Source organism: Pannonibacter sp. Q-1 (genome assembly GCF_054073275.1).
Genome location: NZ_JBSXNB010000001.1, coordinates 607,952 through 621,581 on the forward strand (window position 1 = coordinate 607,952; position 13,630 = coordinate 621,581).

General features: G+C 64.2%; 15 protein-coding genes. 11 read left to right on the top strand and 4 right to left on the bottom strand.

What is annotated here, in order from left to right; genetic code table 11:
- Nucleotides 1–2: 2 nt before the first annotated feature.
- Together ACVNHC_RS02765 and ACVNHC_RS02770 are read right to left on the bottom strand one after the other, a co-directional pair.
- Entirely contained in the window at nucleotides 3–881 is an 879-nt protein-coding gene (locus tag ACVNHC_RS02765; RefSeq protein WP_247647856.1) for a DMT family transporter, read from the bottom strand.
- Between the two features lie 147 nt (nucleotides 882–1,028).
- Nucleotides 1,029–2,225, bottom strand: coding sequence for an Mrp/NBP35 family ATP-binding protein (locus ACVNHC_RS02770; protein ID WP_058897916.1), 1,197 nt, complete (start codon nucleotides 2,223–2,225; stop codon nucleotides 1,029–1,031).
- 213 nt (nucleotides 2,226–2,438) lie between these two features.
- Between ACVNHC_RS02770 and ACVNHC_RS02775 the strand changes: the two genes are divergently transcribed.
- The 6 genes from ACVNHC_RS02775 (at nucleotide 2,439) to ACVNHC_RS02800 (ending at nucleotide 7,213) form a co-directional block, all read left to right on the top strand.
- Entirely contained in the window at nucleotides 2,439–4,418 is a 1,980-nt protein-coding gene (locus ACVNHC_RS02775; RefSeq protein ID WP_457166373.1) for a bifunctional 2',3'-cyclic-nucleotide 2'-phosphodiesterase/3'-nucleotidase, read from the top strand.
- 131 nt (nucleotides 4,419–4,549) lie between these two features.
- A complete protein-coding gene (locus ACVNHC_RS02780) occupies nucleotides 4,550–4,849 on the top strand; it encodes a type II toxin-antitoxin system ParD family antitoxin (protein ID WP_457166374.1) in 300 nt (99 codons plus the stop codon).
- On the top strand, nucleotides 4,846–5,145 hold the full coding sequence (locus ACVNHC_RS02785; protein WP_457166375.1) for a type II toxin-antitoxin system RelE/ParE family toxin: 300 nt from the start codon (nucleotides 4,846–4,848) through the stop codon (nucleotides 5,143–5,145). Before ACVNHC_RS02780 ends, ACVNHC_RS02785 begins: the two co-directional genes overlap by 4 nt.
- 149 nt (nucleotides 5,146–5,294) lie before the next feature.
- Nucleotides 5,295–5,981 (top strand): SDR family oxidoreductase, encoded by a 687-nt coding sequence (locus tag ACVNHC_RS02790; RefSeq protein WP_050472101.1) that lies wholly within the window; start codon nucleotides 5,295–5,297, stop codon nucleotides 5,979–5,981.
- A gap of 103 nt (nucleotides 5,982–6,084) precedes the next feature.
- Nucleotides 6,085–6,537, top strand: a complete 453-nt coding sequence (locus ACVNHC_RS02795; RefSeq protein ID WP_457166376.1) for a BLUF domain-containing protein — start codon at nucleotides 6,085–6,087, stop codon at nucleotides 6,535–6,537.
- 217 nt (nucleotides 6,538–6,754) lie between these two features.
- Nucleotides 6,755–7,213: a BLUF domain-containing protein gene (locus ACVNHC_RS02800; RefSeq protein ID WP_082205849.1), complete on the top strand. Its 459-nt coding sequence runs from the start codon at nucleotides 6,755–6,757 to the stop codon at nucleotides 7,211–7,213.
- A 128-nt stretch (nucleotides 7,214–7,341) separates the two neighbouring features.
- On the opposite strand, the gene ACVNHC_RS02805 is transcribed toward ACVNHC_RS02800, so the two are convergent.
- A complete protein-coding gene (locus ACVNHC_RS02805; protein ID WP_457166377.1) occupies nucleotides 7,342–7,521 on the bottom strand; it encodes a hypothetical protein in 180 nt (59 codons plus the stop codon).
- Nucleotides 7,522–7,758: 237 nt separating this feature from the next.
- Here ACVNHC_RS02805 and ACVNHC_RS02810 point away from each other — a divergent pair, with 237 nt between their 5' ends.
- From ACVNHC_RS02810 to ACVNHC_RS02820, 3 genes are read left to right on the top strand one after another with little or no spacing between them, the layout of a single operon-like run.
- Nucleotides 7,759–8,589, top strand: coding sequence for a sulfite exporter TauE/SafE family protein (locus ACVNHC_RS02810; RefSeq protein ID WP_050472105.1), 831 nt, complete (start codon nucleotides 7,759–7,761; stop codon nucleotides 8,587–8,589).
- Complete coding sequence (locus ACVNHC_RS02815; protein ID WP_457166378.1) at nucleotides 8,586–9,338, top strand: AzlC family ABC transporter permease; 753 nt, start codon at nucleotides 8,586–8,588, stop codon at nucleotides 9,336–9,338. The genes ACVNHC_RS02810 and ACVNHC_RS02815 overlap by 4 nt, the downstream gene beginning before the upstream one ends.
- Nucleotides 9,331–9,651 carry an AzlD family protein gene (locus ACVNHC_RS02820; RefSeq protein WP_094462399.1) on the top strand — a complete coding sequence of 107 codons (321 nt, stop codon included), beginning with the start codon at nucleotides 9,331–9,333 and terminating at the stop codon, nucleotides 9,649–9,651. The genes ACVNHC_RS02815 and ACVNHC_RS02820 overlap by 8 nt, the downstream gene beginning before the upstream one ends.
- Here the strand turns inward: ACVNHC_RS02820 and ACVNHC_RS02825 are convergent.
- A complete protein-coding gene (locus ACVNHC_RS02825; RefSeq protein ID WP_457166379.1) occupies nucleotides 9,640–11,199 on the bottom strand; it encodes a bifunctional aminoglycoside phosphotransferase/ATP-binding protein in 1,560 nt (519 codons plus the stop codon). The genes ACVNHC_RS02820 and ACVNHC_RS02825 overlap by 12 nt on opposite strands.
- 156 nt (nucleotides 11,200–11,355) lie before the next feature.
- Between ACVNHC_RS02825 and ACVNHC_RS02830 the strand changes: the two genes are divergently transcribed.
- Both ACVNHC_RS02830 and ACVNHC_RS02835 read left to right on the top strand, forming a co-directional pair.
- Entirely contained in the window at nucleotides 11,356–11,736 is a 381-nt protein-coding gene (locus tag ACVNHC_RS02830; protein WP_019963286.1) for a hypothetical protein, read from the top strand.
- A 164-nt stretch (nucleotides 11,737–11,900) separates the two neighbouring features.
- Nucleotides 11,901–13,571, top strand: coding sequence for a thiamine pyrophosphate-binding protein (locus tag ACVNHC_RS02835; RefSeq protein WP_058900517.1), 1,671 nt, complete (start codon nucleotides 11,901–11,903; stop codon nucleotides 13,569–13,571).
- The last annotated feature ends 59 nt before the right edge of the window (nucleotides 13,572–13,630 follow it).

Genomic DNA, 13,630 nt, shown 5'->3' on the forward strand with positions numbered 1-13,630 from the left:
GTTCAGCCCTGCCCCTGCTGCGCCAGCTTGCGCTCGCGGATGAAGGTGTAGACGCCCGTTGCCACCACGATGGATGTGCCAAACAGCGTCAGCGCATCCGGCACTTCGCTCCAGACCATGTAGCCAATCAGAATGGCCCAGAGAATGCTGGAGTAACGGAAGGGGGACACGACAGCGATATCCCCCAGCCGCATGGCGATGATGATGAAGATATAGCCCGCGAGCAGGAACAGGGAGCCAGCGGCAATGATGCCGAGCTGGCGGACCGTCATCGGCTGCCAGCCCTCGAACAGCACCATTACCCCGCCCAGCGCCATGACACCGAAGCAGGTGACGAGCGTGACGCCGAAGGTGGGAATGGCCTGCGGCATCCGCCGTGTCGAAAGATCGCGCAGCACCATGCAGAACACGCCGCACAGGGCGACGAGCGACCATTCGTTGAAGCCGGAGACACCGGGCCGGATGATGATCAGCACACCGGCAAAGCCGATGCCGATGGCCGTCCAGCGCCGCCAGCCGACCGCCGCACCGAGGAAGATGGCGGCGGCCGCCGTCACCAGCAGCGGCAGGGACTGCAGAACAGCGGTGATGTTGGCAATCGGCAGATGGATGAGAGCCACCAGATAGAAGAAGGTTGCCCCCAGCTCGCCCAGTGTCCGCCAGCCCACGGTGGGATGCGCCAGATGCCGGAATTCCCGGTGCACCCCAGTGGCAACCGATGCGGCATAAATCAGTACGCAGGCAAAGACGCTGCGCATGACGATGATCTGGCCGAGCGGCAGCTCGTCGTGAACGAATTTGACGACGGCGTCATTGGTGAGGAATGCAGCCATAGCCAGCAACATTGCCGTGATGGCCTTGCTGTTTTCTCGAAGATCCACGTGACAATCCTGATCCGGGAGCGCCGGGCACGGAACAGGTGCCACAAGCGGAAGACGTGGGAAATCTTTCCCGCCTTTATATGCAAAGGTCAACCATCCACCTGTGCCGCAGTGCGGGAAGCACGGCAGCACAGGCGGAAAACGGCGTCAGTCGATGACGATGCGCGGCGGGGCGCGGCGGACCTCGCCTGTTTCTCCCGTCACACTGGCCCAGACCTTCGCGGCAATGTCCCGGTAGACGGCGGCATGTGCACCTTGCGGGTCTGCCACAACAATCGGCGTGCCTGCGTCGGAGTTGATGCGGATGTCCATGTCGAGCGGCACTTCGCCAAGGAACGGCAGGTTCAGCCGCTCCGCCTCCGCCTTGGCGCCGCCATGGCCGAAGATGTCGTAGCGCTTGCCTGTATCCGGGGCGACGAAATAGCTCATGTTCTCGATGATGCCGAGCACCGGCACATCGACGCGGCGGAACATGTTCAGCCCCTTGCGCGCGTCGATCAGCGCCAGATCCTGCGGCGTGGAAACGATGACAGCACCCGACAGCGGCACCTGCTGGGCCATGGTCAGCTGGGCATCGCCCGTGCCGGGGGGCATGTCCACCACCAGCACGTCCAGCTCGCCCCAGGCCACTTCCCGCAGCATCTGGGTCAGCGCCGACATGACCATCGGCCCGCGCCAGATCATCGGCGTATCTTCCTCGACCATGAAGCCGATGGACATGACCTTGAGCCCATGACCCTCCAGCGGCTTGATGATGCGCCCGCTCACCGGCTCCGGCCGGCCGGAAACGCCGAAGAGGCGCGGCACGGAAGGGCCGTAGATATCGGCATCCAGAACACCCACCTTCAGGCCATTGGCCTTCATCGCCAGCGCAAGGTTGGCCGTGGTGGTCGACTTGCCGACGCCGCCCTTGCCGGAAGCCACGGCAATGATATGCGCCACGCCCGGCACGCCTGCCTTGGCAGGCCCTGCGCCTTGCGGCTGCGGCGCGCGCGGCTGAGCAGCCGGCTGGGCATGGGAGTGGCCATGAGAGTGACCGTGAGCATGGCTGTGCGGCTGCGGCGCCGGAGCAGAGGCAGAAGCTGAACCGGAGGTGCGCTCTGCCGTCAGCGCCACCATCGCCTTTTCAACGCCGGGCACGGCCTTCACCGCAGTCTCGGCCGCCTGGCGCAGCGGCTCCAGCTGGCGGGCCTTTTCGGCCGGCACCGTGATGGAAAAGGCCACGCGGCCATCGGACACAAACACATCGGACACGAGGCCAAGCGATACGATGTCACTGGTTCCGTCCGGGCCGGGAATGCGCGACAGCGCCTGATGCACTGCCGCCTTGATCTGTTCGCTCATGCTGAAGGCGTCCTGTCTGCTTGCGGGCTTGTGCGAAGCACCCCGCTCTCCTTGTGCCGTAACTTAGCCTCTCACCCGCCCCCGTCAATCGCGCCCGATGCCGCTACCGTCATTGCACCGACAAGATTGCGGGCCTACAACTTGGCCCTGCAGGCACTGAGCGGCCTGCCCTTCCCCGTTCCACAGGCTTCGGCCTTGCGAAGAGATTACGGCATGAACGAGTTGCTTTCCCCCCGTCTCACCCGGCGCGGCCTGCTGCTGGGTGCAGCTGCCACCGGCTTTGCCGCCGCCCTTCATCCCTATTCCCTGCGTGCGCAGGAAGGCACGGCGCACCTGCGCCTGATGGAGACGACCGACCTGCATGTCCACGTCTTTCCTTACGACTATTACGCCGACAAGCCGGTGGACACCGCAGGCCTTGCCCGCACGGCCTCTCTGATCCGCGCCATCCGCAATGAAGCCACCAACTCTGTACTGGTCGACAATGGCGACTTCCTGCAGGGCAATCCGATGGGCGACTACATTGCCTATGAGCGCGGCATGAAGGCCGGTGATCTGCATCCGGTGATCCAGGGCATGAATGTGCTGGACTATGACGCGGCGACCCTCGGCAACCACGAATTCAACTACGGCCTCGAGTTCCTCGACAAGGTTCTGGCCGGTGCCAATTTCCCGGTCGTCTGCGCCAACCTTGCCAAGGGTCAGCTTTCCGCCGGTCCGCGCAGCGACACCACGCTGCTGAAGCCCTATGTCATCGTCGACAAGACCATCCGGGACGGCTCGGGCAAGGACTATCCGATCCGCATCGGCTTCATCGGTTTCGTGCCGCCCCAGGTCATGAACTGGGACCGCAAGCATCTGGAAGGCAATGTCAACGCCCGCGACATCGTGGAGACGGCGAAGGCCTTCGTGCCGGAAATGCGCGAGCAGGGCTGCGACATCGTGATCGCCCTCTCCCACTCCGGCATCTCGGCCGAGACCTATGCCGGCGGCATGGAAAACGCCTCGCTGCACCTGGCCGCTGTCGAGGGCATCGATGCCATCTTCACCGGCCACCAGCATCTCGTCTTCCCCGGCACCGCCTTTGACGGCCAGGAAGGTGTCGACACGGCCAAGGGCACGCTCTTCGGCAAGCCCGCTGCCATGGGCGGCTTCTGGGGCTCGCATCTGGGCGTCATCGACCTGATGCTGGCGCGGGACGGCGACAGCTGGCGCATCACCGGCTTCAGCACCGAAGCGCGGCCGATCTACACGAAGGAAGGCCGCACGGTCACCCCAACCGTGGACAGCCAGGACGACGTGCTGGACGCCGTGAAGGCCGAGCATGAGGCGACGCTTGCCTATGTGCGCCGCCCGGTCGGCAAGACCGACGCGCCGCTGCATTCCTATTTCGCGCTGGTGGCCGATGATCCAAGCGTGCAGATCGTCTCGCAGGCGCAGATCTGGTACATCACCGAAATGCTCAAGGGCACCGAATGGGAAAGCCTGCCGGTCCTCTCCGCAGCCGCCCCCTTCAAGGCAGGCGGACGCGGCGGCCCCGAATACTACACCGATGTGCCGGTGGGCGATGTGGCCATCAAGAACGTTGCCGATCTCTACCTCTATCCCAACACGGTTCAGGCCGTCGCGATCACCGGCAAGGATGTGAAGGAGTGGCTGGAGCGCTCTGCCGGCATCTTCCGCCAGATCGCGCCGGGCGCGAGCGACGAGATGCTGATCGAGCCCACCTTCCCGAGCTACAACTTCGACATCATCGATGGCGTCACCTATCAGGTGGACCTGTCGCAGCCGTCGAAATATGGCGAAAAGGGCGAGGTGCTCAATGCGGAAGCGAACCGCATCGTCAACCTCGCCTACAACGGCGCACCGGTTGATCCGGAGCAGAAGTTCGTTGTCGTGACCAACAACTACCGTGCCAGCGGCGGCGGCAGCTTCCCGGGCATCAACGACAGTGTCGTCATCTTCGCCGGTCCCGACACCAACCGCGATGCGCTGGTCCGCTACATCGTCGAGAAGGGCACGATCAGCCCGAGCGCCGATGACAACTGGACCTTCAAGCCCATGCCCGGCACCACGGTCCTGTTCGACACCGGCCCCGGCGGCAAGGCCCATGCGGCTTCCGTCAAGGGCGTGAAGATCGAACCGGCAGGCGACGGCGCCGACGGCTTCGCCCGCTACCGCATCACGCTCTGAGCGGCGGCAAGAAATCCGCATCACTCCGGACGGCAAGGTGTATCGCGCCCCTTGCCGTCCGGGCTTCCTCCGCTGCGTTGATAACTGTTATCAGCCCATGATATGGTCCGGGATCATGTGAAGGAACCGGCATGGCAAGCAGCGCAAATCTTGGTGACAGGCTGGAAGCCTATGTCACGAGCCTCGTGAAGCAGGGCCGCTACAATTCGCGCAGCGAGGTTCTGCGTGAAGGCGTGCGCCTCGTTGAAGAGCGGGAAAAGAGACTGGCCGCCCTTGATGCCGCCCTCAACCGCGGTCTTTCCGATGCCGATGCCGGGCGCAGCCAGCCGGTGGACGAGGTCGAGCGTGACCTTCTGGCGAAATACCGGCGCATGACGGAAGTCCAGGCAGAAGACCAAGCCGAAGACCGGGCAGAAGACCGGGGCAAGTGATCGTCCTCATCACTAATGAGGCACGGGAAGACCTTGACCGGATCGCGGGCTACATCGCGCAGGACAACCCGGTCCGCGCTGTCAGCTTCGTACAGGAGCTTCTGGAAGGCTGCCGCTCTCTCTCCGCCATGCCGCACGCCTTTCCGCTCGTGCCGCGCCATGCCGCAAGCGGCATACGCCGCCGCCCGCATGGGCGTTACCTGATTTTCTACCGGGTTGCGGCAGAGCGGATCGATGTTCTTCACATCCTCAACGGAGCGCGGGACTATGAGGACATCCTGTTTCCCGGAGACTGACGCCAGCCATCTCAGCGGCAGAGCTGACTGGTCCGGATTTGATCTGTGCCGTTGCCGGGTGGCCCGGGCCGCCCTAGGTTGACATGCAACGGATCGCCGCCGGTCATTTCCGGCGGCGTTTTCTTTCACGTGCAGGAGATGTTTTGCCCATGCCGGTCATGCTCATCACAGGTGCCAACAGAGGGATCGGCCTGGCTGTTGCACGGGTTGCCCTCGCGCGCGGCTGGACGGTGCTCGGCAGCATGCGGCGGGAAGAGGATGCCGACCGGCTTGCCGCAGAACTCGGGCCTCTGTTCCGTCCGCAGCTGTTTGATGTGGCCGACCGGGACGCCCTTGCCGCATCGGCCGCCTCCAGCCCGCAGGCGATTGACGTTCTGCTCAACAACGCCGGGATCATAGGGCCGGACGGGCAGGATCAAAGCTCCCTCCACATGGATTTTGACGGTTTCCTGCGCACGCTGGAGATCAACACCCTCGCCCCTCTCGCCGTGGCGCAGGCTTTTCTGCCGCGCCTGCGCAAGGCGGCCCAGCCGCGGATCCTGACCATCTCCAGCCAGATGTCCTGGATGGGCTATGCCAAGTCCGACCGGGTTGCCTACCGGGCGTCCAAGGCAGCGGTGAACAAGGTGATGCAATGCCTTGCCACCGATCTGGAGCCCGAGAACATCGCCGTCGGCCTGATCGATCCGGGCTGGGTGCGTACGGACATGGGCGGCGGCGAGGCTGACCTGACGGCGGAAGAAGTGGCCAGCGGCATTGTTGGCCTCATCGAGAATTTTGATATTACACGAACGGGACGCTTCTTCCGCTGGACCGGCGAGGCGCGCGAATTCTGAAATCTTCCACAAAGAAAATTCCTTAAATTTTATCTGAAAGCTTAATCGAAGAAGAGAGACCTGCGTGTAAGCTCCTGATATCGACGGGAACACGGAGGTTTCCATGCCGGGGCTCTATCACATCTGCTATCTGAGCGTTGCAAAGCTGTCTGCCCTTCAGCCCACGCCTGAACAGGGCTTCGAGGCCATCACGGCAGCAGCGCTCAAGGCCAATGCCGCTTCGGGACTGACGGGTTGCATCATCTTTACGGGGCAGCATTTCCTCCAGGTTATCGAAGGATTGCAGGACGATGTGGAAGACACATTCGGCCGGATTTCGCGCGATACCCGGCATACGGATGTCCGTGTTCTCAGCGAGGGGCCCATTGAGGCGCGCGAGTTCCCCGAGATGGCCGTCAGCTGCGATGGCGGCCAGAGCCTGACGGCTGAGGCGCTTACGGAAATCAGTGCCGTGCTGGATTTCCCCCAGCACCAGCTCCATATCCGCGAGATCCGCACGCTGCTGTCCGTCATCACCCAGACGAGCCGCAAGCAGGACGCGCTTCTGGCGGGGTAAACCGGGAGGCGACTCCGCCTCTCCGCAGGCGGGGCTCCGTCCGGGACGGCGCCCTAGCAGAACTCTGCGCTTTCCAGTACCTTCTAGTCTTAGCTGTATATAGGTTGTATTATTCCGAAATACATCTTTCGCGAAAATTTAAGTTTTAGTTCCACAGTTAACTCAGGCTGAATTTCCCCTGCGTAAGTTTCGCTCACGATTGAGCGGAGGGGATAGCATGCCGCAGCTTTATCACATCTCTTACATGAGTGACGCCAAGCCTCAAGCACTCGGCCCCGATGTATGCGGAAGCATTCGTGCGATCGGGCAGCAATGCCTCAGAAACAACGCAAGGCTTGGGCTCACAGGATGCTTGTTCTTCACAGGTGGGAAATTCTTCCAGACCCTCGAAGGTGAAACGGAAGACGTTGAGGATACGTTCGGCCGTATTTCCAGGGACAGCCGGCACAAGAACCTGCGCGTTCTGAGCGAGGGTTATATTCCGGAAAGAGCCTTCGCCGGAACAACCGTCACCGCCCCTGACTGCTGTCTTCAGCTCGCCTCCGAAGTGCTGCAGGAACTCAGCCACGCCGTTGACACGCTGGCCCTGCTCCATCTTCACACCCGCGAACTGGAAACTCTGCTGGCGGTGGTTACCCAGCCCTCCCGGCGGCACGACTTCCTGCTGAACGCCTGAGCGGCCGGGACAGCGTCCGGCCGCACGCAAAGGCCCCAAGGCTGCTGCGGCGGCCCTTGCGGCGTATCCTGCGGTCCGTGAGCGTCAAACCGCCCGCACCCGCACGGTGAAGCGGGCCACTTCCATCCTCAGCATCTCCGCACCGCGGGCAGAACCGCCCGCCAACACCAGAACCCGCGCGGCAGCCCCTCTGTCGCTTCCGCCGCCCGGCGGAAGCCGGTGATGCTGGCGGAGACTTCGGCTGTACCGGCCAAAACCTGCTGCACATCGCGCGCAATCTCCAGGGTGGCAGCATTCTGCTTCTCCATCACAGCTCCGCTGGCTGCGGATTGAAATCCGGCCATCTGACCGGAGACCTTCTGGCGCGCGTGCGATTTTCAGCAGTCCGGGGAGATCGCGCCGGACATTCCCAGCCACATTTCGAGGCCATGGAAAAAAGGGATGACGGCGCCCCAATATTGCATACAATAAACTTCTCTCAAATAGAATTGCCGACAAGACGGACGCGGCCAGGCACGCTTTTTTTTCAATCGGACAGAACACTCATGGACAATGCGAACATCATGGAACTGGCGTCCCTGGCCGCCGCCCTGCTGGCCACCGGCGCCATCGCCGGCATTGCGGCAGGCTTGCTGGGTGTCGGCGGCGGCATCGTCATCGTGCCGGTGCTCTACTATGTCTTCCCGCTGGTGGGCGTGGAGCGGGAAGTCGTGATGCATCTGGCGGTGGGCACCTCGCTCGCCACCATCGTTGCCACCGGCTACTCCTCCGCACGGGCGCACTGGCTGCGCGGCAGCGTTGACATGGACCTGCTGAAGCGCTGGTGGCTGCCGATTTCGGCCGGTGTGATCGCTGGCGCAACGCTGGCCGGCAATCTCAGCGGCGGCGCGCTGTCGCTCGTCTTCGGCACGGTGGCGCTGCTGGTTTCGGCCAATATGGTGCTGCGCAAGGAAGGCAGCGGCATTGCAGACAAGCTGCCCGGCACGCCCATCCGCGAGATGCTGGGGGCGATCATCGGCGGCGTCTCCGTCATGATGGGCATTGGCGGCGGCACGCTGGGTGTGCCGATCCTGACGCTCTTCTCCTATCCGATCCGCAAGGCTGTCGGCACGGCGGCGGCCATCGGCCTCATCATCGCGGTGCCCGGCACGCTCAGCTCCATCTATTTCGGCTATGGCAATCCGGACTTGCCGCCGTTTTCACTCGGCTATATCAATCTGCTTGGCTTTATTCTGATCATTCCTGGCTCGCTTCTCATGGCCCCCGTGGGCGCGAAGCTGGCGCACACCTTGCCGCCAGCCAAGCTGAGGCTCGTCTTCGCCGCGTTTCTTGCCTTCACCGGAGCCAGGATGATCTACAGCGTACTGGCAGGATGACGGACAACAGCGCCCCTATTACCCAAAGCGGCATGATGCTCGGCGTGCGGCAGACCTTGCCGCTCGTTCCGGGCATCATCACATTTGCGGCCGTGTTCGGCACGGTCTGCGCCCAGAAGGGGCTGACGCTGGCTGAAACGCTGCTGATCAACGCCTTCGTCTTTGCCGGGGCCTCGCAGTTCGTGGCGATGGAGCTTTATCGCGATCCGGTGACACCTGCCGTGCTGCTGGCGATGACGGGCATTGCCGCCGCGGTCAATCTGCGCATGCTGCTGCTGGGCGCCTCGCTGCGGCCCTGGCTGGGGGCCGCACCCGCGTGGCAGGTCTACCCTTCTCTCTATTTCCTCACCGACATGAACTGGCTGCTCGCCCTGCGCTACCGGGCGGGCGGCGGCAGCGACTGGGGCATTTATCTGGGCAGCGGGCTGCTGCTCTGGGTGCTGTGGGCGGTGGCCGTCATTCCGGGCTATTTCCTCGGCCAGCTGTTTGCCGAGCCGCAGCGTTGGGGCCTCGATCTGGTGATGCCGGCCCTCTTCATCACCATGCTGGTACCCTTATGGAAGGGACGCCGCCAGACGCTGAGCTGGGGCGTTGCCGCCGTGGTGGCCCTTGCCAGCTGGCAGCTGATCGGCGGCTACTGGTTTGTGCTGACGGGTGCCATTGCGGGCGCCATCGCCGGGGCCTATGCCAGCGATCCGAATGCCGCTGACGCTGCACCGGCAAAGGAAACGGAAAAATCCGATGGCTGAGAGCCCCTTCTCCGTCGATTTCCTGTTCTTCCTGACGGTCGTGGCCATGACCGGCGCCACCTATATGATGCGTGCCGCAGGCTACTGGATCATGGGTCAGGTGCCGCTGACCCCGCGCATCCGCCGGGGGCTGGAGGCCTTGCCGGGGGCGATCATCGTTTCCACCATCCTGCCCATCGCGCTGAAGGGCGGCGTGCCTGCCGCCCTGTGCCTCATGGTTGCTGCCGCCGTGATGGCGGTGCTGCGCAAGGATATCGTCGCCGTGGTTCTGGCTATTGCCGCAGCTGCGGGCGCGCGCGCTTTAGGGCTCTAAACCCAGCGCCTTGAGCGCCTCGGCCAATGTGTCCTCAAGGGCTGCGCCCGCCCCGATCACCTGCCAGTCTACCGGCCCCAGATCATAGGCAAGCTGGCGGGACACGACCTCAACTGTTGCATCCGACGCATCCCCCTTGCGGGTGCTGACGCGGGCCTTGAGCGTGGCTTCCTCAGCCTCCAGCCAGAGCCCGGCGAAAGGCAGTTCCATCACCGCCGCCAGATCCGCCACCGCCTGCCGCTCGCCCTGCCTGGCGTGGACGGCATCGAGAATGACGCTGTGCCCGGCGGCAAGCGCTGCCCGCGCCTCTGCCATCATCACCGTATAGACCGCATCACTCGCCTCCGGCGTATAGGCGCAGGCGGGGGCGCGGCTCGTTTCCTCAAGCCCCAGCATGCGCTTGCGCAGCACATCGCTGCGCAGCACCCGTGCCCCCGGCAGCGGCAGCAGATGCGGTGCAATCAGCCCCGCCAGCGTGGATTTGCCCGTGCCGGAGAGCCCGCCAATGGCAATGAGGCGGGGCGTTGCCGGTTCCAGCGCCCGGCAGGCCAGCGCGAAATAGGCCCGCGCCGCCTCGCGCTGCGCATCGGCCAGTGCAGCATCCTGCTGGGTGGCGATGCTGGCCGCGGCGATCTTGGCCCGGATGGCAGCGCGCATGGAGATGTAAAGCGGCAGCGCCGCCAGCCCCTCGCCCATCTCCGGCAGCTGCGTCAGGTCGAGATAGCGGTTGAGCAGATGGCAGGCGGCAGGCGTCTGGCCGCGTTCGATCAGGTCCATCAGCGCAAACCCCAGATCATAGAGCACGTCGCCAGTGGCAATGCCGTCATCAAATTCCACCGCATCGAAGAGCACCGGCGCGCCGTCAATCAGCACCACATTGGCGAGATGCGCATCCCCATGCGCCAGCCGCACCAGCCCCTTGCGCCCGCGCTGGAGCACCAGATCCTCGATGCGGGCCAGCGCGGCACGGGTGGCGGAGACCAGCGCCCCGGCCTCATGGGCAGGAAACAGTTCCGGCGCGGCGCGGAAGGCGGCCTCGTTCTGCACGGCGTAGCTGGAAAGCCCGGCAAACCACTCCGCTGCATCCCGCACCGGCGCCAGCGCATGGGCAGCGGCAAAGGTTTTCGCCAGTGCCGAGGTGAGGCCTTGCGGCAGCAGCCCTCTGGCCGCCACATGGTCCAGCGTGGCGCTTTCATCAAAGCGGCGCATGTGCACCAGCGGCTCCACAAGCTCGCCGTCTCCGCCCAGCGCCAGCGTTCCGTCCGCGCGCCGCATCACCGCTGTCTCGCCCGGATAAAGCTCCGGCGCAAACAGGCGGTTGCGGGTCAGTTCCGCCGTCACCGCCCGGCGGCGCAGGGGAAGCACCGAATAATCCAGGAAGGGAAAACGCACGGCGCGCTTCATCTTGTAGGCGTCACCGCCAATCAGGAACACGGTGTTGGCGTGGGTGTCGATCCGCCGCGATCCGGGCTCCGCCCGCACCAGCGCATCGAGAAAGGCGTAGGCTTCGCTCTGATCACCGGGGTGATGGTTTTCGGACGGGGGCATGCGCATCTCCCATTTTCCGCTGCGGCAGCAGCTTTCACCATGCGGCAGATACCGGCCTGCCGAATTGATCCTGCTCAATGACCCGCCGCCGTCCTGTGCCAGTCTGAGGTCAGAAGAACCGGCAGAACGCCGGGGGAAGCAAGGAGGGACCCGCCCATGACCGCAAGCCACGGCCTGAAGAAGATAAGACTGAACCTCGCCCGGACCAAAGAGTTCCCCAATGGCTCGGCACATCATGGCTATGAATTCACCGCGCCGCTGGACGGCACGGGGCATATCGACGCCGTTGCATGGAAAGCCGCGCGCGACCATTGCCGTGTCCGCCGCTTCTGGGGCAGCGAGGAAGACGAGATCGGCCATCTGGTCCACCGCCCCGGCGGCTCCTGGGCTTTCCGCTATGACATTGACGGCGATGATGACGATGAGGCCGGCTACCGCTTCGGCTCCCATGCCTTCGAGCCCGGAGAATATGTGTCGATCCGCGACGAGGATGGTGAGCTGCACACATTCCAGGTGGTCACCGTTCTTCCCGTCTGATCCTTGATGAAATTCCGGCCTCTCACGGCTCTTCATTCTGAAACGGAATGAAGTCATTGCAAAAAGCCGTGCGGGGCCGGTGTCATGTCCGGTGCCAATCACCGCTCACCTGCGCTATAGAGCAGGCAGACTTGCGCATCTGCACCAACAGCGGGAAAACGGATATGGCACAGAAGACCGGCGGTCAGCTCCTCGTGGAAGCTCTGGAAACCCATGGCGCGGAGCGGGTGTTCTGTGTGCCGGGAGAGAGCTATCTCGCCGTTCTCGATGCCCTGCATGACGCTGATATCCCGGTCACCGTCTGCCGTCAGGAGGGCGGTGCGGCGATGATGGCCGAGGCCCATGGCAAGCTGACGGGCCGGCCCGGCATCTGCATGGTCACCCGAGGCCCCGGCGCCACCAATGCTTCGGCGGGCGTGCATGTGGCGGCGCAGGATTCCATCCCGATGATCCTCTTCATCGGCCAGATCGAACGCGGCATGCGCGAGCGTGAGGCCTTTCAGGAAGTCGATTACCGGCAGATGTTCGGCGGCATCGCCAAGTGGGTGGCGGAAATCGACCACGCGGACCGGGTGCCGGAGTTCATCTCCCGTGCCTATCACGTGGCCACCTCCGGCCGCCCCGGCCCCGTGGTTCTCGCCCTGCCGGAAGACACACTGGTGGAACTGGCCGATGCGACCCAGCCCGAGCCGTGGAAGCAGGTGGAGACCCATCCGGGCCTGACCCAGATGGCCGATCTGCAAAAGCGCCTGTGGGCGGCAGAGCGCCCCATCGCCATTCTCGGCGGCAGCCGCTGGACGGCGGAGGCAGTCGCCGCCTTCACCCGCTTTGCAGAGCGCTTCGAGCTGCCGGTCGCCTGTTCCTTCCGCCGCCAGATGCTGTTCGACAACCTGCATCCCAATTACGCCGGTGACGTCGGCATTGGCGCCAATCCGAAGCTGCTGGCCCGCATCAAGGCCAGCGACCTCGTGCTGCTGGTGGGCGGGCGCCTGTCCGAAATGCCGAGCCAGTCCTACACGCTGCTGGACATTCCCCAGCCCTCGCAGCAGTTCATTCATGTCTATCCGGATCCGGACGAGTTGGGCCGCGTCTACCGCCCCAGCCTTGCCATCAACGCCTCCCCCACCGCCTTCTGCAAGGCAGCCGAAGGGCTGCAGCCGCCGGTGAGCAACAAATGCGCAGGCACCGCTTCCGAAGCTCACGCGGATTACCTCGCATGGTCGGGCGCAAGGCCGCAGACGCCGGGCGCCCTGCAGATGGCAGGCGTCATGGACTATCTGGAGGCCAACGCCGCGCCGGGCACCATCTTCACCAATGGCGCGGGCAATTATGCCACCTGGCTGCACCGTTTCCACCGCTTCCGTCAGTTCGGCACGCAGGCCGCTCCCACCTCCGGCTCCATGGGCTATGGCCTGCCGGGCGCCATTGCCGCCAAGCTCGCCTTCCCGCAGCAGGATGTGGTCTGCTTTGCCGGTGACGGCTGCCTGCAGATGACCATTCAGGAACTGGGCACCGCCGCGCAGGAAGGGGCGTCTGTCATCGTGCTCGTCATCGACAACGGCATGTATGGCACCATCCGCATGCATCAGGAGCGGCACTATCCGGGCCGCATCTCGGCCACCAAGCTGGAGAACCCGGACTTCGCCGCCCTCGCCCGCGCCTATGGCGCCCATGCGGAAACCGTAACGGTGACGGAAGACTTTGGCCCGGCCTTCGAGCGGGCAAAGGCCAGCGGCAGGCTGTCGCTGCTGCATCTGAAACTTGATCCTGAAGCCCTGACGCCAGCGGCCTCGCTCAGCCAGATCCGCGCCGCCGCAGAGGCCGCAAAGGGCTGAGACATTTCGTCTCTGCGTATTGCCGCACCATGGAACAATCGCCCGTTGAACGGCATTTT